This window comes from Rahnella sp. CFA14(1/10) (assembly GCF_004195095.1).
GTDB classification, from domain to species: Bacteria; Pseudomonadota; Gammaproteobacteria; order Enterobacterales; family Enterobacteriaceae; genus Rahnella; species Rahnella perminowiae.
This window is the reverse complement of the sequence record NZ_SEWS01000005.1, coordinates 161,707-179,446: the sequence shown is the minus strand read 5'-3', so window position 1 is coordinate 179,446 and position 17,740 is coordinate 161,707. Positions and strand designations below refer to the sequence as shown.

Annotated in this window: 16 protein-coding genes; 10 read left to right on the top strand and 6 right to left on the bottom strand. The window is 50.4% G+C overall.

What is annotated here, in order from left to right; translation table 11 throughout:
- Positions 1 to 149: 149 nt before the first annotated feature.
- Positions 150 to 920, bottom strand: coding sequence for a pyruvate dehydrogenase complex transcriptional repressor PdhR (gene pdhR, locus EVX52_RS11735; protein WP_013576986.1), 771 nt, complete (start codon positions 918 to 920; stop codon positions 150 to 152).
- Between the two features lie 428 nt (positions 921 to 1,348).
- Between pdhR and aroP the strand changes: the two genes are divergently transcribed.
- The 3 genes from aroP to EVX52_RS11720 all read left to right on the top strand — a co-directional run bounded on the left by aroP (position 1,349) and on the right by EVX52_RS11720 (position 5,423).
- Positions 1,349 to 2,719 carry an aromatic amino acid transporter AroP gene (aroP, locus tag EVX52_RS11730; RefSeq protein WP_129953179.1) on the top strand — a complete coding sequence of 457 codons (1,371 nt, stop codon included), beginning with the start codon at positions 1,349 to 1,351 and terminating at the stop codon, positions 2,717 to 2,719.
- Between the two features lie 294 nt (positions 2,720 to 3,013).
- Complete coding sequence (locus tag EVX52_RS11725) at positions 3,014 to 4,456, top strand: MFS transporter (protein ID WP_129991321.1); 1,443 nt, start codon at positions 3,014 to 3,016, stop codon at positions 4,454 to 4,456.
- Positions 4,449 to 5,423 (top strand): family 43 glycosylhydrolase, encoded by a 975-nt coding sequence (locus tag EVX52_RS11720; RefSeq protein ID WP_129953181.1) that lies wholly within the window; start codon positions 4,449 to 4,451, stop codon positions 5,421 to 5,423. Before EVX52_RS11725 ends, EVX52_RS11720 begins: the two co-directional genes overlap by 8 nt.
- An 85-nt stretch (positions 5,424 to 5,508) precedes the next feature.
- Here EVX52_RS11720 and ampE read toward each other — a convergent pair whose 3' ends face one another.
- Positions 5,509 to 6,363, bottom strand: coding sequence for a beta-lactamase regulator AmpE (gene ampE / locus EVX52_RS11715; protein ID WP_129953182.1), 855 nt, complete (start codon positions 6,361 to 6,363; stop codon positions 5,509 to 5,511).
- 59 nt (positions 6,364 to 6,422) lie between these two features.
- Positions 6,423 to 6,995 (bottom strand): 1,6-anhydro-N-acetylmuramyl-L-alanine amidase AmpD, encoded by a 573-nt coding sequence (gene ampD / locus EVX52_RS11710; RefSeq protein WP_129991320.1) that lies wholly within the window; start codon positions 6,993 to 6,995, stop codon positions 6,423 to 6,425.
- A 94-nt stretch (positions 6,996 to 7,089) separates the two neighbouring features.
- Here ampD and nadC point away from each other — a divergent pair, with 94 nt between their 5' ends.
- The 4 genes from nadC to hofC all read left to right on the top strand — a co-directional run bounded on the left by nadC (position 7,090) and on the right by hofC (position 11,434).
- A complete protein-coding gene (gene nadC / locus EVX52_RS11705; protein WP_129991319.1) occupies positions 7,090 to 7,983 on the top strand; it encodes a carboxylating nicotinate-nucleotide diphosphorylase in 894 nt (297 codons plus the stop codon).
- A 291-nt stretch (positions 7,984 to 8,274) separates the two neighbouring features.
- Positions 8,275 to 8,721 carry a prepilin peptidase-dependent pilin gene (gene ppdD / locus EVX52_RS11700; protein WP_129953185.1) on the top strand — a complete coding sequence of 149 codons (447 nt, stop codon included), beginning with the start codon at positions 8,275 to 8,277 and terminating at the stop codon, positions 8,719 to 8,721.
- Positions 8,721 to 10,217 (top strand): type II secretion system protein GspE, encoded by a 1,497-nt coding sequence (gspE, locus tag EVX52_RS11695; RefSeq protein ID WP_129991318.1) that lies wholly within the window; start codon positions 8,721 to 8,723, stop codon positions 10,215 to 10,217. The genes ppdD and gspE overlap by 1 nt, the downstream gene beginning before the upstream one ends.
- The gene (gene hofC, locus EVX52_RS11690) at positions 10,214 to 11,434 is read left to right on the top strand and encodes a protein transport protein HofC (protein ID WP_129991317.1); all 1,221 of its coding nucleotides are present in this window, start codon (positions 10,214 to 10,216) and stop codon (positions 11,432 to 11,434) included. The genes gspE and hofC overlap by 4 nt, the downstream gene beginning before the upstream one ends.
- A 64-nt stretch (positions 11,435 to 11,498) precedes the next feature.
- On the opposite strand, the gene EVX52_RS11685 is transcribed toward hofC, so the two are convergent.
- A complete protein-coding gene (locus EVX52_RS11685) occupies positions 11,499 to 12,542 on the bottom strand; it encodes a GMP reductase (protein WP_129953188.1) in 1,044 nt (347 codons plus the stop codon).
- Between the two features lie 242 nt (positions 12,543 to 12,784).
- On the opposite strand from EVX52_RS11685, the gene coaE reads away from it, so the two are divergent.
- Genes coaE through yacG form a run of 3 tightly spaced genes read left to right on the top strand, consistent with a single transcriptional unit; the run spans position 12,785 to position 14,366 of the window.
- A complete protein-coding gene (coaE, locus tag EVX52_RS11680) occupies positions 12,785 to 13,381 on the top strand; it encodes a dephospho-CoA kinase (protein ID WP_129991316.1) in 597 nt (198 codons plus the stop codon).
- A 25-nt stretch (positions 13,382 to 13,406) separates the two neighbouring features.
- Complete coding sequence (gene zapD, locus EVX52_RS11675; RefSeq protein ID WP_129953190.1) at positions 13,407 to 14,159, top strand: cell division protein ZapD; 753 nt, start codon at positions 13,407 to 13,409, stop codon at positions 14,157 to 14,159.
- 9 nt (positions 14,160 to 14,168) lie between these two features.
- Positions 14,169 to 14,366 (top strand): DNA gyrase inhibitor YacG, encoded by a 198-nt coding sequence (gene yacG / locus EVX52_RS11670; protein ID WP_013576999.1) that lies wholly within the window; start codon positions 14,169 to 14,171, stop codon positions 14,364 to 14,366.
- A gap of 80 nt (positions 14,367 to 14,446) precedes the next feature.
- Here yacG and mutT read toward each other — a convergent pair whose 3' ends face one another.
- Both mutT and secA read right to left on the bottom strand, forming a co-directional pair.
- On the bottom strand, positions 14,447 to 14,848 hold the full coding sequence (mutT, locus tag EVX52_RS11665) for an 8-oxo-dGTP diphosphatase MutT (RefSeq protein WP_129991315.1): 402 nt from the start codon (positions 14,846 to 14,848) through the stop codon (positions 14,447 to 14,449).
- 113 nt (positions 14,849 to 14,961) lie between these two features.
- Positions 14,962 to 17,679: a preprotein translocase subunit SecA gene (gene secA, locus EVX52_RS11660; protein WP_129991314.1), complete on the bottom strand. Its 2,718-nt coding sequence runs from the start codon at positions 17,677 to 17,679 to the stop codon at positions 14,962 to 14,964.
- Positions 17,680 to 17,740: the final 61 nt, after the last annotated feature.

Here is a 17,740-nt window from a genome sequence, read left to right as displayed (position 1 = left end):
TCTGTCTCTAATACGTTGGTTTATCTGGAGCCTGTCTTCCTGCACTCTTTCAAAAACGCGCTTCGCCGCTAAGAGAGCGCACGAAGACAGGCCCGTCATGTAGTTGCCGTGAGCCCTCAAATGAGGGCTCTAAAAATTAACCCTGATGGTTAACTTTCATCTTTTCGTTGCTGGAGTCGTCGTAAAGACCGATCCCGCCGGGTGTGTTCCCTGCTGAGATCCAGCAAAACTTCTTCAATGAACGCCAGGTGACGGTGAGATGCGGCACGCGCTATTTCTGGTTCCCGTGCAACAATCGCCTCGAAAATACTGGCGCGGTGGTTGCTTACTGTCGCCAGCATTTCCCGGCGTGAGTAAAGCAATTCAAAGTTCTGTCGAACATTCTTCTCGAGCATTGGCCCCATACAGCGGACCAGGTGCAGCAGCACCACATTATGGGCTGCTTCTGTTACAGCGACCTGATACTGCATAACCGCATCGGCTTCTGCATCCAGATCTCCGCTGTCTTGTGCGGTCTGAATAACCACATGACAATCGCGAATGCGCTGCAGATCTTCCTCTGTGCCACGAAGCGCCGCGTAATACGCAGCGATCCCTTCAAGGGCATGTCGTGTTTCAAGGAGATCGAATTGTGATTCAGGATGGTCGGCCAGTAACTCGGCCAGCGGATCACTCACGCTTTGCCACAGGTTACTTTGTACGAAAGTGCCACCACCCTGACGGCGCAGGAGTAGCCCCTTCCCTTCCAGGCTTTGGATTGCCTCTCTGAGAGAAGGTCGCGATACATCAAACTGTTTGGCCAGTTCGCGCTCTGGCGGAAGCTTTTCCCCAGGCCTCAAGGTACCTTCGAGGATCAGAAACTCAAGTTGCTGCTCGATCACATCGGATAACTTAGGCTGTCGGATTTTGCTGTAAGCCATATATGTGCGGTTCTCTGCGAGTAGCGACTCTGTAAGTTGCCGGAGTCAATTGGTAATACCAATTTAAAAAACGTGGCCGTAAAGTAACAAAGTATTCACCTTGTGTCCATATGGCTACCCAGTAAATGCGTCGACCCCGCACATTTTAACAAATTTTTATCATTTATCGTTTTTACGCTGCGTGAGATCTCATTTTAGAGATCCAGAACAAATTTCCGGTCAATTTGATTATTTGTTATGCGGATGGCGCATAAACCCCGTGCAAACTTTTCCGCATAACATTATTCTTGCCCGAACGGTAGATGATCCTGATTTTTAGGCTCAATCCAGCCGTAAATAATTAGATACAAAAAGTGTAATTATCGCCTTACATTCTCTCTAACACACAGAATGTTATGGGTTTTGCCCCTATGACAGAGGACAGGTAAATGGTTGATCAACAACAAGGCGATGAGCTGAAGCGCGGCCTCAAAAACCGTCATATTCAGTTGATTGCATTAGGCGGGGCCGTCGGTACAGGGCTGTTTCTGGGCAGCGCTTCCGTCATTCAGTCCGCGGGGCCGGGGATTATTCTTGGCTACGCCATTGCGGGTTTTATCGCATTCTTAATTATGCGTCAGTTAGGGGAAATGGTTGTTGAGGAGCCGGTTGCAGGCTCATTCAGCCACTTTGCTTACAAATACTGGGGCGGATTTGCCGGGTTTGCTTCTGGCTGGAACTACTGGGTTCTGTATGTTCTGGTTGCGATGGCCGAACTCACTGCCGTCGGTAAATATATCCAATTCTGGTGGCCGGAAATCCCGACATGGGTTTCTGCCGCAGTATTCTTCGTGCTGATCAACGCGATCAATCTTACCAACGTTAAAGTTTTTGGTGAGATGGAGTTCTGGTTTGCGATCATTAAAGTGGTTGCCGTGGTGGCGATGATTCTGTTCGGTGGCTGGTTGCTGTTCAGCGATACGGCAGGCCCGCAGGCAACAGTACGTAACCTTTGGGAGCAAGGCGGTTTCCTGCCTCACGGCATGACCGGGCTTGTGATGATGATGGCGATCATCATGTTTTCCTTTGGTGGCCTGGAACTGGTCGGGATTACTGCTGCTGAAGCGGATAATCCGGAAGTCAGCATCCCTAAAGCGACCAATCAGGTTATCTACCGCATCCTGATTTTCTATGTAGGCTCACTGGCTGTACTGCTTTCGCTGATGCCATGGACCCGTGTCGGACCGGATACCAGCCCGTTTGTGCTGATCTTCCATGACCTGGGGGATGCACTGGTGGCCAACGCCCTGAACGTGGTGATCCTGACAGCCGCGCTGTCGGTTTATAACAGCTGTGTTTACTGTAACAGCCGCATGCTGTTTGGCCTGGCTCAGCAAGGCAACGCGCCTAAGGCATTGCTCAATGTCGATAAACGCGGCGTTCCGGTGGCTTCCATCCTCGTTTCTGCTGCCACCACAGCGCTGTGTGTTCTGATCAACTATCTGATGCCGGGTGAGGCGTTTGGCTTGCTGATGGCCCTGGTGGTGTCTGCACTGGTGATCAACTGGGCAATGATCAGCCTTGCGCACATGAAATTCCGTCAGGCGAAACGTCGTGAAGGCGTGGAACCTAAGTTCAAAGCGCTGCTGTATCCGCTGGGTAACTATATCTGCCTGCTGTTTATGGCAGCAATTCTGGTGATCATGGCTATCACGCCAGGCATGGCGATCTCCGTGTGGCTGATCCCTGTGTGGCTGGTGGTGCTGGGCATCGGTTACTGGATCAAAAATCAGCAAAGCGGGAAATCCGTTAACGCTTAAGTTAAATAGTTAAGAGATACCCAAAATAATTCGAGTTGCAGGAAGGCGGCAGGCAAGAGAACCCGATGAGCTTACTCTGGTAAGTAATTCGGGTGAAAGATGGTAGCCAACGCACCTGCAGCTCGAAGTATGATGGGTATTTGTTATCTGGCTCACATTTCCTCCCGTATGACTAAAATGTCCATCTTCATGACTCTTACCTCCTGACCACTCTGTCTCACTCCGACCAATACTCTGAGCTATCAAACAGTTTTTTAACAAAATCCTTTTATCCAATAGCCGGAGTGAACATCCATGAAGGAAGGCGCACTGTCGTTTAAAGAGAAAGTAGCGTACGGAATGGGGGATGCGGGCTGCAATATGATTGGCGGCGCCATCATGCTGTTTCTTAATTATTTTTACACCGATGTTTTCGGTTTAGCCCCCGCGCTGGTGGGGATATTGCTGTTGTCGGTGCGTGTTATCGACGCGGTAACCGACCCGATAATGGGGGCGATCGCCGACCGTACCACCACCCGCTGGGGACGTTTCCGCCCGTATTTGTTGTGGGTTTCAGTGCCGTATGTACTGTTCAGCGTGCTGATGTTCACCACACCGGAATGGAGTTACAACAGCAAAGTTATCTATGCCTTTGTCACTTACTTCCTGATGTCACTGACTTACACGGCCATCAACATTCCTTATTGCTCGCTCGGTGGCGTCATTACTGCCGACCCGCATGAGCGTGTTGCCTGTCAGTCTTACCGCTTCTTTATGGTAGGGATCGCGACACTGATCCTCTCTTCCACCTTGCTGCCGATGGCCGATTTTTTCGGTGGCGCAGACAAAGCCAAGGGCTACCAGATGTCGATGGGCGTGATGGCGATCATCGCGCTGTTCATGTTCCTGTTCTGCTTCAGCTCGGTAAAAGAACGGATCCAGCCCGCAGTACCGTCAAAACACGCCTTAAAATCTGACCTTAAGGATGTATGGAAAAACGATCAGTGGGTACGCATCCTGCTGCTGACATTCTGCAACGTGTGCCCGGGCTTCATCCGTATGGCCGCCACCATGTATTACGTTACCTGGGTGATGGAAAAATCCACTTCATTTGCCAGTATGTTTATCAGCCTCGGCGTAGTGGGCATGATGATCGGCAGCGCGCTGGCAAAACCACTGACAGATAAATACTGCAAACTGAAAGTGTTCTTCTGGGCCAACATCATCCTGACCATTTTCTCCTGCGGATTCTATTTCCTCGACCCGCACGCCACGACACTTATTCTGGTGGCGTACTTTATCCTCAACATCATGCACCAACTCCCTTCCCCGCTACACTGGTCGCTGATGGCTGACGTTGACGATTACGGCGAATGGAAAACTGGCAAGCGCGTCACCGGCATCAGCTTCTCCGGTAACCTGTTCTTCCTGAAATGCGGACTGGCGGTAGCAGGCGCGATGGTCGGCTTCCTGCTCTCTGCGTACGGCTACAATGCCAGCGCAACACAGCAAAGCGACCATGCCATTAACGGCATTATGTTGTTATTCACTGTCATTCCGGGCGTGGGTTATTTCATTACCGCCGGTGTTGTACGTCTGCTGAAAGTTGACCGCGAAACCATGCGTACCATTCAGGCAGATCTGGAGATTCGCCGCCGTAATTACCGCGAACTGAATGAATATCATGACGCGAAAAATACACAAGACGCAGAAATAATCAGCGTCCCCCTGACCAGCAAGGAGCTGAAACATGAGTAATTACCCCAACCCGCTGATTGAGCAACGTGCCGATCCACATATCTGGCTGCACAGCGACGGAAACTATTACTTTATCGCATCAGTACCTGAATATGACCGGCTGGAGATCCGCCGCTCGTCAACGCTGACAGGGCTTGCTCAAGCTCCGGCTACCCTCGTCTGGCACAAGCCAGATACCGGCCCGATGAGTGCGCTGATCTGGGCACCGGAGTTGCATTTCATCGACGGACAATGGGTCATTTACTATGCGGCCGCCCCGTCACAAGAAATTGTCGATGGCTTATTCCAGCACAGAATGTATGCGCTGGTTTGTGAGGATGCTGATCCGCTCAGCGGAACCTGGCAGGAGAAAGGTCAGATCCAGACCCCGATTGACAGTTTTTCGCTCGATGCCACTCATTTTGAGCATCAGGGCAAAAGCTATTATCTGTGGGCTCAAAAAGACCCAACAATTCGCGGAAACTCCAATTTGTATCTGGCTGAAATGGAAAACCCGTGGACGCTGAAATCACCGCCCGTCATGCTCAGTAAGCCTGAACTGGACTGGGAAACTATCGGTTTTTGGGTTAACGAAGGGCCGGCCGTGATCAAACATGGTGATAAAATTTTCATCACCTATTCCGCCAGCGCTACCGACGAAAATTACTGTATCGGCCTTCTTACCGCAGATATCAACAGCAACCTGATGGATCCGGCGAGCTGGCATAAATCCCAGCGTCCGGTATTCAGTACTCAGGCGCAGAACCGGCAGTTCGGCCCTGGTCATAACAGCTTCACCCGTAATGAACAGGGCGAAGATGTGCTGGTGTATCACGCCCGCAATTACACCGAAATTGAGGGTGATCCGCTGTACGACCCGAACCGACATACGCGCATTAAAACCTTCCGCTGGGATGAGAATGGCATGCCCGATTTCGGAGAACCCGCCGCCGATAACCGTCCGCTGACGTTACAAAAACAGCACTGACAAAAAGCAAAAAGCCCGGACCATGAAAATGTACCGGGCTTTTTTAATGCGCTAAGCGTCACAAAATAGTGGATGGCAAAATGCGCTAAATCAGGGTGCCATAAATCGTCAGCAGTGCCACAACCACCAGGATTATCATCGTCACTTTACGCGCGAGGCTCACAGCAGCGCGAGGTGTCTGTACCGGATCGGTATGCGGATCGCGCGCCAGAGAGAACTGCGCCAGCCGTGTTAAGACCTGATATTGTGAGGAGTGAATATCGCCTAACGAAGCAAACCAGGCCGGTAAGGCTTTTTCCCCGTGACCAAGCAATGCATAAGCAACGCCAGCCAGACGAACCGGGATCCAGTCGAGAATATGCAGCAGTGCATCCACCCCGGACTGGGAACGTTTCAGTGGTGGCATGTGACGCGCCAGCCAGGTCTGATAACCCCGCAATACGGCATAACCGCCCAACGCTATCGGTCCGTAAGGCCCGCAGACCACGAACCAGAACAACGGCCCGAGATAGTAGCGGTAGTTGATCCAGAGAAGTGCATTTTGCAGCTCTCTCAGACGGGCTTCTTCACTGCAATCTGTTGGCAGCCCATGGATCAAGGCCAGCTCTTCTGCCATTTCCTTACAGGCATCGACATCACCCTGGCGGGCTGACTTAAGGTAGGCACGGTAATGCTTGCGCTTGATGCCCGCGCCAATGCACAGCAGGCATAAAATCACCCATAAGATCAGCGTTGGCACACCGAAGAAGAGCCCCTGCACAGCACGCAATACTCCCCCGATTATCACCATCCAGATAATCATGATGGCCAGGGTTTTAGCCAGAGAAGCCTGCCGGCCGCGGCGAAAAATCACCTCAAACCGATGATCCAACTGCCAGTGTTCACCCAGTTTGAATAAGCGTTCCCAAGCCAGCACCAGAAGCAAAGTAAATAACGTCATCGATTGTCACTCTCTCTTAATACATTACCCATGTAAAACAGATACCGAAGCCCGGTTAATTACCGGTCAGAAAGATCATTCTGCCCTACCGGCAACGCTAGCAGCTTGCGATAAAATGCCCAGTCGAATTCAGGGCCGGGATCGGTCTTACGCCCGGGAGCAATATCACTGTGTCCGGTAATGGCATCGGGACTGATAGGATAATGCTTAATTAACAACTCAGTAACAGAAGCCAGACTGCGATATTGTGCATCAGTAAAGGGTTGAAAATCAGTCCCTTCCAGCTCAATACCAATCGAAAAGTCATTACAGCGCTCACGCCCCCGCCAGCTGGATATACCGGCATGCCAGGCACGTTTATCAAACGGAACATATTGCACAATCTCGCCATCACGACGAATTAAACAATGCGCAGCAACGCGTAAATGGCTGATCCCTTCAAAATAAGGATCATCCAGTGGATTCAGCGTGCCGGTAAACAATTGATCAATATAAGGACCGCCAAATTTTCCAGGCGGCAAACTGATGTTATGGATCACCAGCAATGAGGGTATTTCATCTTCAGGACGGAGATCAAAATGGGGAGAAACGACCTGCCGGGCTTCAGTAATCCAGCCTTGTTTTAAGTGCATCAAAGACCTCAATGATGTGCTCGGGTGGTACTTATCACAGCAACAGGGTAGCATGTTTTTTTCTCCTTCTTATCCGCCATTTCGGAGTATTTGTATGTCTACCCGCAGCTACAGCCCTGAAAGTCGCCGCGCACAGTTACTCGAACGTATCCAGAATGATATTCCTTCTCTTGTTACTCAGGCTCTCGGTGAAGATCTGGGGGGCGAAGTCAATGCCAACAATGACTTAACAGCTCAGCTGTTGCCGCAAGATAAACAGGCTAACGCCACCATTATTACCCGCGAAGCTGGCATTTTCTGCGGTCAGGGCTGGTTGGACGAAGTCTTTACCCAACTGGCTGGCGATAAAATCACCGTCAGATGGCATGTTAAAGACGGCGATAACGTATCTGAAAACCAGACTTTATGTGAACTCTCAGGTTCCGCGCGCATGCTGCTGACCGGTGAACGTACCGCACTGAATTTTGTGCAGACCTTGTCCGGCGTGGCAACTGAGGTGAATCACTATGTGAAAATCCTTGAGGGCACCAAAACTCAGTTGCTCGATACCCGCAAAACCTTACCCGGCCTGCGTACAGCGCTGAAATATGCCGTGTTATGTGGCGGCGGAAGCAATCACCGCCTTGGTCTGGCTGATGCGTTTCTGATTAAGGAAAACCACATCATTGCCTGCGGCTCCATCAAAGCGGCCGTAGAGCGTGCCTTATGGATCCACGCGGAGGTGCCCGTTGAAGTAGAAGTCGAATCCATCGATGAACTTCAGCAGGCGTTGGATGCGGGTGCTGATATTATTATGTTGGATAATTTCACCGTGCCGATGATGCGCGAAGGCGTTATTCTGACCGCAGGCCGTGCGCTGCTTGAAGTGTCCGGTAACGTGACGGCAACAACGCTACGCGAATTCGCGGAAACCGGCGTGGATTACATTTCTGTCGGTGCGCTGACCAAGCATGTCAGAGCCATGGATCTTTCCATGCGCTTCAGCTAATCATTTCGCTGTTGCCCCCGGATTCCTTTTCAGGGGCAACACGACGTCTTTCGCTCTATTTCATCTTGCCGTACTACCCTCACATTCTCTCCTTCTGACCACCATCACTTTTTTCATTTCATCTTTGTTGTTGCGAGTCCTCGCGCAAAAATTTTGACTGCCTTGCTGGCAGACATATTTATCCTGGAAGATATCGTGGAAAAGCCAGAAATGGCACTGGAGTCAGGTTTTTTCTCCGTTTAATTTGCTGCCTGAGAAACGACAACGCAGCCTTACGAAACGGAGAACGTCATGAACCGGCAACAAGGATTTACCCTCATTGAACTGATGGTGGTGATCGCGATTATTGCGATCCTCAGTGCCATCGGCATACCCGCGTACCAGAGCTATATCCAGAAAGCAGCCATGACAGACATGCTGCAAACCATGGTGCCCTACAAAACCGGTGTCGAACTGTGCGTCATAGATACGGGGGCGCTGACAAATTGCAACGCCGGTAGTCAGGGCATTCCGGCAACGACCACCAGTCGCTATGTCAGCCAGATCCAGGTTAATTCCGGTGTAATTTCACTGACCGGTCAGCAGGCACTGGATGGCCTCAGTGTTGTGATGACGCCGGTTCCGGATAACCAGGCGGGAGGTATTACATGGAGCAGAATCTGCAACAATGCCGGTAATACCTCGATGGTTGAAGCTTGCGAAAGCATTTTCCGCTTTGACACCACAGGAGCGCCATAATGAGCGATACCCCCCTGCGCCCAGAGTCTCCATCCATTAACAACCGCCTGCAAAGTGAAGCGTCACTTGAAGCATTGTGTCAGCGCTACAAAGCCGTTGTGTTGCATCGCGACCACCAGATGCTTCATGTTGCATGCCATGAAACAGAGGCAGATTCTGAGGCGTTAAGTCAGGTACTGCGCTTTGCCACCGGCTTAAAAGTGCAACTTGAACGCTGGCCACAAACGCGGCTGGAACAAGCTATGGAGCAAGGCAGTTCAGAAATAAAGGAAAATATCGCTGCAGAAAAACCGTTATCGCCCGCAGAAACGGATGAAAGCAATGAGCTGAATAATCAGAGTGATGCGCCAGTCATTAACATCCTCAATCAGATACTCAGACTGGCAATCACCCGCAGGGCATCTGATATACATTTTGAGCCCTACGAGCACAGTTTCCGGGTTCGTATGCGAATTGACGGAGTATTGCAGGAAGTGCCCGGCCCTGAATTTTCGATGGCAGCCGGGGTATGCGCGCGACTGAAGATTATGGGGCAGCTGAATGTGGCTGAACGACGGCTACCACAAGATGGCCAGCTCTCAGTCATGCTGCAAAAGCAGAGATACTCCATGAGAGTATCTTCCCTGCCGACCCTGCACGGAGAGAAAATCGTGCTGCGCATTCTGCACATGACTCAGCAGGATCTCTCTATGTCGCAACTGGGTTTTACGCCACGAGACCTGGACTTTTTCAAAACCGCACTGAAGCATCCACAAGGTTTAATTCTGGTCACCGGCCCGACAGGCAGTGGAAAAACGGTAACGCTTTACAGCGGCCTTCGTCACCTGAATGCCATCTCCCGCAATATTTGCAGCGTGGAAGATCCGATTGAGATCCCGGTCAGTGGCATCAATCAGACGCAGATTAACAGCAAAACAGATCTTAGTTTTGCCAGCGTCCTGCGTGCCTTATTACGTCAGGATCCTGATGTCATTATGGTTGGCGAAATCAGAGACAAAGAAACAGCCGAAATCGCCGTAAAGGCGGCGCAAACCGGGCATCTGGTCCTCTCAACCCTCCACACTAATTCTACCTGCGAAACACTGACCCGCCTCCGACAGATGGGGATTGAAGGTTTCCATATTGCCGCCAGTTTGCGTCTTGTGATTGCCCAGCGACTGGTACGAAAATTGTGCCCGCATTGCCGCAAACCGCACATGTCGCTGGTTGAAAAAAATGCTGATGGCATAAGCGGCCACATACCTTTATGGCTGCCTGCAGGATGCCATCAATGCTTTTCAGGCTATTACGGGCGTACCGGTATTTATGAAACGCTGAACATAACCCCCATGCTACAGCAGGCACTGGTGGCAGAGGCCAATGTGCATGAGCTGAGTAAAATTGCCCGGGAACAAGGGCAAAAGACATTGCATGAGGCCGGTATGTTGCTGGTCGAACAGGGGATCACCTCACTTGAAGAACTATATCGTGTTACCGGTGAGGGGGAAGGGGCATGAAAACTGAGGGTGACACACCTCATTCCTGGCGACTCTATCGCTGGCAGGCTATCGACACACAGGGAAGTATTCAGCAAGATCACTGTATTGAGCTGGATAAGGCCAGAATTTATCCGCAGCTTTTTGCGGCCGGTTTGCAACCCCTTAAAATCACTATGAAACAACGACTGGGAAAGCGTTTCTGGAAAAATCAGGAACGTGTTGCGTTCATCAGGCAACTTGCAACGCTGCTACAAGCCGGGTTACCACTGGTGAATGGCCTGACCTTGCTGGCCAATGAACACCCGAAACCCGCGTGGCATTGTGTATTGTTAAATATCGCGAAAGGCGTTCGCGAAGGAAAACCGTTATCGGTCACACTGAATTATTATCCGGATGTTTTTCCAGATATTTACAGGCAGATAATTTCTATTGGTGAACTCACGGGACAACTGGACAAATGCTGTCTGCAACTGGCCGCTCAACAGGAACAACAGGCTGAACTAAGAAGCAAAGTGAAAAAAGCACTGCGGTATCCTCTGATTGTCAGCCTGATCGCGATAGTGGTCACGTTGCTCATGCTGACTTTAGTGTTGCCTGAGTTTGCCAAAATTTATGCTTCTTTTGATGCCGAACTCCCCTGGTTTACACGCATGCTGGTCGTTGCTTCTGATGCCATCCTTAACAGCGGCCCCTGGCTGGCGGGTATTTTGTCGCTTTTGTGTTTCGGCTACTGGCAGAAATTGCACCCGCTTAAGCATTGGAAACTACGCGAGCAGATGTTACTGCTCAGGCTACCTCTGACATCACGCCTGGTGACAGACAGTTGCCTCAGCCAGATATTTCAAACGCTGGCAATGACACAGCAGGCTGGAATGACGTTAATTGCCGGGCTCACAGCAGCATCTGCATCAATGTCTAATCTGCATTTTCAGGCTGCACTGAACCACATACGCGAGCACATCATGCAAGGAACGCCGCTGCATAAAGCTTTTGTCCAATCGCCACTGTTCCCGACCTTATGTCATCAGCTGATAAAAATCGGTGAAGAATCAGGAGCGCTGGATGAGTTATTGCTGAAACTCGCACATCTGCATCGTGACAAAGCTAACTCGCTTGCGGACTCATTGGCACAAATGATTGAACCAATACTCATGGCTGTAATGGGAGTGATTGTTGGTGGACTGGTGATTGCGATGTATCTGCCCATTTTCCAACTGGGTTCGGTGATGGGGTAAACAGAGAGGTAAAAAACGGTGAAATAGCGGCGAAACATGTTTCGCCGCTATGACTGAATCGGGCTTATTTACTGCCAAACAGACGATTTTCCTGTTCCGCGACACGGATAAAGGTTGTTCGCTTGGTCAGTTCTTTCAGACGCTCTGCACCGACATAAGTACAGGCAGAACGCAATCCACCGAGAATGTCACGCACGGTGTTTTCAACCGGGCCACGCAAAGGCAATTTGACTGTTTTACCTTCTGCTGCGCGGTATTCAGCAACACCACCAACGTGGCGTTTCATGGCAGACTCTGAACTCATGCCATAGAAGAGCATGAATTTTTCGCCATTCTCTTCAACGACGGTGCCTTCACATTCATCATGCGCAGCCAGCATGCCGCCAAGCATGACAAAATCAGCACCGCCACCGAACGCTTTTGCCACATCGCCAGGAACAGCACAACCGCCATCGCTGACAATCTGCCCGCCCAGACCATGAGCAGCGTCAGCACATTCGATAACAGCGGAAAGCTGCGGATATCCCACACCGGTTTTTACGCGAGTCGTACATACCGACCCCGGACCGATGCCGACTTTTACGATGTCCGCGCCAGAGAGAATAAGCTCCTCCACCATTTCACCGGTCACCACGTTGCCCGCGCAAATGACTTTATCCGGGCAGGCTTCGCGTACACGTCGCAGGAAATCTACAAAGTGCTCGGAATAACCGTTAGCAACATCCAGACAAACAAACTTCAGCAGAGGCGATAAAGCAAGAATTTGCAGGGTCTTAACGAAATCAGCTTCTGACGTCCCGGTTGATACCATGACATTACGCAGCACGGATTCATCGGAGGACGTCACGAAAGCCTGCCACTGTTCTACGGTATAATGTTTGTGTACAGCCGTAAGCAGGCCAAAAGACGCCAGTACGGTCGCCATGCGGAATGTGCCAACAGTGTCCATGTTCGCGGCAATAATCGGGGTGCCGGACCAGTTGAAACCTGAGTGTTTAAAAGTGAATGTGCGCTCCAGTTCAACTTCGGAACGACTTTTGAGGGTAGAACGTTTTGGGCGGATGAGTACGTCTTTAAAACCTAACTTCAAATCTTCTTCAATGCGCATGGCGTGTGAGTCCTGGTTTGGCGACGGGTCGCTAGGGTGCACGGCAAATTTTTACACACCCTTTCCAGTGGTTTTATCATACACAGGAAAATGACAACGGCAAGATGGCTTTTACAACCTCCATCACAGACTTTTGATTGTGCAGATTAATAATTTTTCTCATCAAAACCGGGAACACCACGGCTTGCACTTACTCATAATCTCTTTATCATTTACCTAACGAATTTTATCAGAGCATCAATATGAGCTATATCGTTGCATTGACCGGAGGTATCGGTAGTGGCAAAAGTACCGTTTCCGCAAGCTTCGCACACCACGGCGTAAGCATTGTCGATGCAGATGAGATTGCCCGTCAGGTTGTTGCACCCGGTGAACCCGCGCTGGAAGAACTGCGTCAGCGATTTGGTGAAAGTATTATTTCCGCTGATGGCTCACTGAAACGTCCGGCGCTTCGTGAGCGAATTTTCAGCAATGCTGATGAAAAAGAATGGGTTAATAAATTATTACACCCCATTATTCATGCCAGAACACAATATTTGATTGCTGAGGCGCAGACGCCGTACGTACTCTGGGTCGTACCGCTGCTGATTGAAAATGGATTACAGACGCAAGCGAACCGCGTTCTGGTCGTGGATGTAGAACCCCATATTCAGCTTTCCCGGACGATGTCGCGCGATGGTATCAGCCGCCAGCAGGCTGAAAGTATTATTGCTGCGCAGATCAGCCGTGAAAAACGTCTGGCCTGCGCGGATGACATTATTGATAACAGCGGTGATCCGAAATTAATTGAACCGCGTGTTGCCCAATTACATCACCGCTACCTGCAACTTGCGGTGTGAGTAAACAGACAGGATATTGCCAAGCATGACTGATGTAGCTGCAACCGTTCTCTTTGAACATCCACTGAATGAGAAAATGCGTACCTGGCTTCGCATCGAGTTTTTATTGCAACAGATGCATTCCAACGCACAACTCACTGATATCGCCTCTGCTCTGCTATTTTTTCGCACCGCTGCAGATTTATTGGATGTGCTGGAACGTGGTGAAGTCCGCACCGATTTACTGAAAGAGCTTGAACGCCAGCAGCAAAAATTGTCTCAATGGAAAGATGTCCCGGGCGTTGATTTAGTCAGGATCGAAGGATTGCGCGCTGAGCTTAAGCAATGCGCATCGGTATTAATGAAAGCTCCACGCATAGGTCAAGCCCTGAAGGAGGATCGTCTGGTCGCGCTGGTTCGCCAACGTCTGAGTATCCCGGGCGGGTGCTGCAGCTTTGATTTGCCGACACTGCATATCTGGCTTCATCTGGCACAGTCACAACGTGATCGTGAAGTGCAAAACTGGCTCGAAACTCTGGCTCCGCTGAATAATTCGCTGATGATGGTACTGGATCTGATCCGTCAGTCTGGCGCGTTTCGTAATCAAATCAGTTTGAATGGATTTTTCCAGGACAACGCGGAAGGCGCAGATCTGTTACGATTACGGCTCTCGATGGAAAACCAGCTTTATCCGCAAGTATCCGGGCATAAAACCCGTTATGCCATTCGCTTTTTACCCCTCGACAGTGAACATGGCGTGGTTCCCGCGCGACTGAATTTTGAACTTGCCTGCTGCTAGGAGTTGCAAATGGACCCTGAAATTATTGAAGTAAATTGCCCGACCTGTCAGAAAATCGTGGTTTGGGGTGAACAAAGCCCTTACCGCCCTTTTTGTTCCAAGCGTTGTCAGCTCATTGATCTCGGCGAATGGGCCGATGAAGAGAAACGCATTCCAAGTAAGGGGGATGTGAATGATCTGGATGACTGGAGTGAAGAAGAGATTTAATCCGTACAGCGTATAAAAAGGAGCTCCGGCCCCTTTTTATACGCTTTCGAATTGTGTATACCATTGAATTCCAGGCGTAATCAGTACTGATTATTCTTGAGGGCGGTAACAATCCCTTCATTGGCGGGAGGAAACTCCTCCTCTTTCAAGCCGGCCTGCGCAATCCAGCGCTTCGGCTGCCCTTCTTTGCCATACGGCTCGCCCTGCCAGTCTTCTACCAGAAAAAAATAGAGCGTAATAATACGATCCGGAAACCGGTGCTCCAACGTTTTCAGCAACACAGGAGATTTAGCATCTATGCCGACCTCTTCCTGTAGCTCGCGAATAACGGCCTGTTCCGGTGTTTCGCCCGCTTCAATCTTACCGCCCGGAAACTCCCAGAACCCGGCCATATGTGATGATGCATCGCGCTGAGTGATAAAGATTTCTTTGCTGGCATTCCGGATAATGCCTGCTGCGATATTAAGTTGTTTAAGCGCCACAGTTCCACCTATCCGCTGACTACATTGACTGTTGTTATGAGGACTATTTAGCCAAAAATAAAGGCGGCAATTAAGCCGCCTTCAAGATTAACACGATGACTTAGCCGGAGATGTTACTTTTGCAGGCGGCCATGACATTGTTTGTATTTTTTACCGGAACCACACGGGCAGAGATCGTTACGGCCTACTTTGCGATCTCCGGAAGAAGCAAGTCGCGCTGCCTCAGCCACTTCGATTTCCTGCTGATCCTGATGGCTAAGCTGCTGCTGACGAGCCAGACGCTCAGCTTCTTCACGGCGCTGAATCTCCATCGCTTCCACTTCTTCAGGCATACGCACCTGGACTTTGCTTAGTACGCTGACCACTTCATATTTCAGGGATTCGAGCATGGCAGCAAACATCGCGAAGGATTCGCGTTTGTATTCCTGCTTAGGATCCTTCTGCGCATAGCCGCGTAAATGGATGCCCTGACGCAGGTAATCCATCGCCGCCAGGTGCTCTTTCCACAGTGAGTCCAGTGTCTGCAACATCACGCCTTTCTCGAAGTTACGCATCATTTCAGCGCCAACCACTTCTTCTTTACGGGCGTAAGATTCTTTCGCGATCTCCATGATACGTTCGCGCAGGGTTTCTTCGTGCAGTTCCGGCTCTTTATCCAGCCATTCAGAAATCGGCATTTCCAGCTCGAAATCATTCTTAAGGCGCTCTTCCAGACCTTTTACATCCCACATTTCTTCAAGGGATTGTGGCGGAATGTAACTGTCGATAGTGGCTTTGAATACATCTTCACGGATGCTGGCGATGGTTTCGCTCACATCAGACACGTCCAGTAATTCGTTACGCTGGCTATAGATCGCACGACGCTGATCACTTGCCACATCATCGTATTCCAGCAATTGCTTACGAATATCGAAGTTACGGCTTTCAACTTTACGCTGAGCGTTAGCAATGGCTTTAGTGACCCATGGATGTTCAATCGCTTCGCCCGGTTTCATACCCAGTTTACGCATCATGCCTGACACGCGGTCAGAGGCGAAGATACGCATCAGGGCATCTTCCATAGACAGATAGAAACGGGATGAACCGGCGTCACCCTGACGACCCGCACGGCCGCGCAACTGGTTATCAATACGACGGGATTCATGACGCTCAGTACCAATAATGTGTAAACCACCTGCAGCCAGAACGGCGTCATGACGGATCTGCCATGCGGCTTTAATTTCAGCGATTTTCTCATCCGTTGCTTCTTCGCCCAGGTTTTCGACTTCAACCTGCCAGCTGCCGCCCAGCACGATATCTGTACCACGACCGGCCATATTGGTGGCGATGGTGACTGCACCTGGCTGACCCGCCTGAGCAACAATGTCTGCTTCTTTGGCATGGAACTTGGCGTTAAGGACGCTATGCGCAATGCCCGCCTTGGTCAGTTCGTTGGAAACAACTTCTGATTTTTCAATGGAAATAGTACCAACCAGAACAGGCTGGCCTTTGGCAGTACACTGGCGGATATCTTCGATAATCGCGCCAATTTTTTCCATTTCGGTCATGTACACCAGGTCGGCCATATCTTTACGCACCATAGGGCGGTTCGTTGGCACAACAATGGTATCCAGTTTATAAATAGAGCTGAATTCGAACGCTTCGGTATCCGCAGTACCGGTCATGCCGGCCAGTTTTTCATACAGACGGAAGTAGTTCTGGAAGGTGATGGATGCCAGCGTCTGGTTTTCGTTTTGAATTTCAACGCCTTCTTTGGCTTCAACTGCCTGATGCAGACCGTCTGACCAGCGACGGCCTTGCATGGTACGACCGGTATGTTCGTCGACGATAATGACCTCGCCGTCTTTCACGATGTAATCAACATCGCGGGTAAACAGCACGTGCGCGCGTAATGCCGCCGTGACGTGGTGCATCAGCATGATATTAGTCGGGGAATACAGAGATTCGCCTTCATCCATAATGCCTGCATCTACCAACATTTCTTCGATCAAGACCAGGCCACGCTCGGTCAGGTGAACCTGGCGCGCTTTCTCATCAACAGAAAAATGTCCCTCACCCTGGAAGGTATCTGAATCTTCTTTTTCCTGACGGATCAGTTTAGGGATCAGTTTATCTACCCGCGTATACATTTCTGAGCTGTCTTCGGCCGGGCCGGAGATAATCAGCGGGGTACGTGCTTCATCAATCAGGATGGAGTCAACCTCATCCACCAGCGCATAGTGCAGTTTGCGTTGTACACGTTCTTCAGGGCTGAATGCCATATTGTCGCGCAGATAGTCAAAGCCGTATTCGTTGTTTGTACCGTAGGTGATGTCTGCAGCATAAGCAGCACGCTTCGCCGGAGAAGGCATACCTGGCAAGTTGATGCCGATGCTCAGGCCAAGGAATTCAAACAGCGGACGGTTATTTTCGGCGTCACGCTGTGCCAGATAATCATTGACGGTAACGACGTGAACGCCCTTGCCACTCAATGCGTTCAGGTAAGCTGGCAGGGTTGCGGTCAGCGTTTTACCTTCACCGGTACGCATTTCTGCGATGCAACGCTCGTTCAGCACCATACCGCCCAGCAGCTGCACATCGAAGTGACGCATACCGAATACACGTTTACTGGATTCACGGACAACCGCAAAGGCTTCCGGGATCAGGTTTTCCAGTACTTCACCTTTCGCCAGGCGCTCACGGAATTCGTTGGTTTTCGCCTGCAGTTGCTCATCGGTCAGCTTTTGGATTTCAGGTTCCATGCGGTTGATCAGGTCAACCACTTTACGCATACGGCGCAAAGTACGTTCGTTACGGCTACCAAAAACTTTGGTCAATAATTTGATTAACATAGTGCTTAATATCTCTTGGAGGCCACGCAATGTAGCCAATAATTTGTTGATTTATAAATAG

Coding starts and splice junctions, on each gene's coding strand:
- pdhR (WP_013576986.1), bottom strand. CDS start 920: ATGGCTTACAGCAAAATCCGACAGCCTAAGTTATCCGATGTGATCGAG.
- aroP (WP_129953179.1), top strand. CDS start 1,349: ATGGTTGATCAACAACAAGGCGATGAGCTGAAGCGCGGCCTCAAAAAC.
- EVX52_RS11725 (WP_129991321.1), top strand. CDS start 3,014: ATGAAGGAAGGCGCACTGTCGTTTAAAGAGAAAGTAGCGTACGGAATG.
- EVX52_RS11720 (WP_129953181.1), top strand. CDS start 4,449: ATGAGTAATTACCCCAACCCGCTGATTGAGCAACGTGCCGATCCACAT.
- ampE (WP_129953182.1), bottom strand. CDS start 6,363: ATGACGTTATTTACTTTGCTTCTGGTGCTGGCTTGGGAACGCTTATTC.
- ampD (WP_129991320.1), bottom strand. CDS start 6,995: ATGCACTTAAAACAAGGCTGGATTACTGAAGCCCGGCAGGTCGTTTCT.
- nadC (WP_129991319.1), top strand. CDS start 7,090: ATGTCTACCCGCAGCTACAGCCCTGAAAGTCGCCGCGCACAGTTACTC.
- ppdD (WP_129953185.1), top strand. CDS start 8,275: ATGAACCGGCAACAAGGATTTACCCTCATTGAACTGATGGTGGTGATC.
- gspE (WP_129991318.1), top strand. CDS start 8,721: ATGAGCGATACCCCCCTGCGCCCAGAGTCTCCATCCATTAACAACCGC.
- hofC (WP_129991317.1), top strand. CDS start 10,214: ATGAAAACTGAGGGTGACACACCTCATTCCTGGCGACTCTATCGCTGG.
- EVX52_RS11685 (WP_129953188.1), bottom strand. CDS start 12,542: ATGCGCATTGAAGAAGATTTGAAGTTAGGTTTTAAAGACGTACTCATC.
- coaE (WP_129991316.1), top strand. CDS start 12,785: ATGAGCTATATCGTTGCATTGACCGGAGGTATCGGTAGTGGCAAAAGT.
- zapD (WP_129953190.1), top strand. CDS start 13,407: ATGACTGATGTAGCTGCAACCGTTCTCTTTGAACATCCACTGAATGAG.
- yacG (WP_013576999.1), top strand. CDS start 14,169: ATGGACCCTGAAATTATTGAAGTAAATTGCCCGACCTGTCAGAAAATC.
- secA (WP_129991314.1), bottom strand. CDS start 17,679: ATGTTAATCAAATTATTGACCAAAGTTTTTGGTAGCCGTAACGAACGT.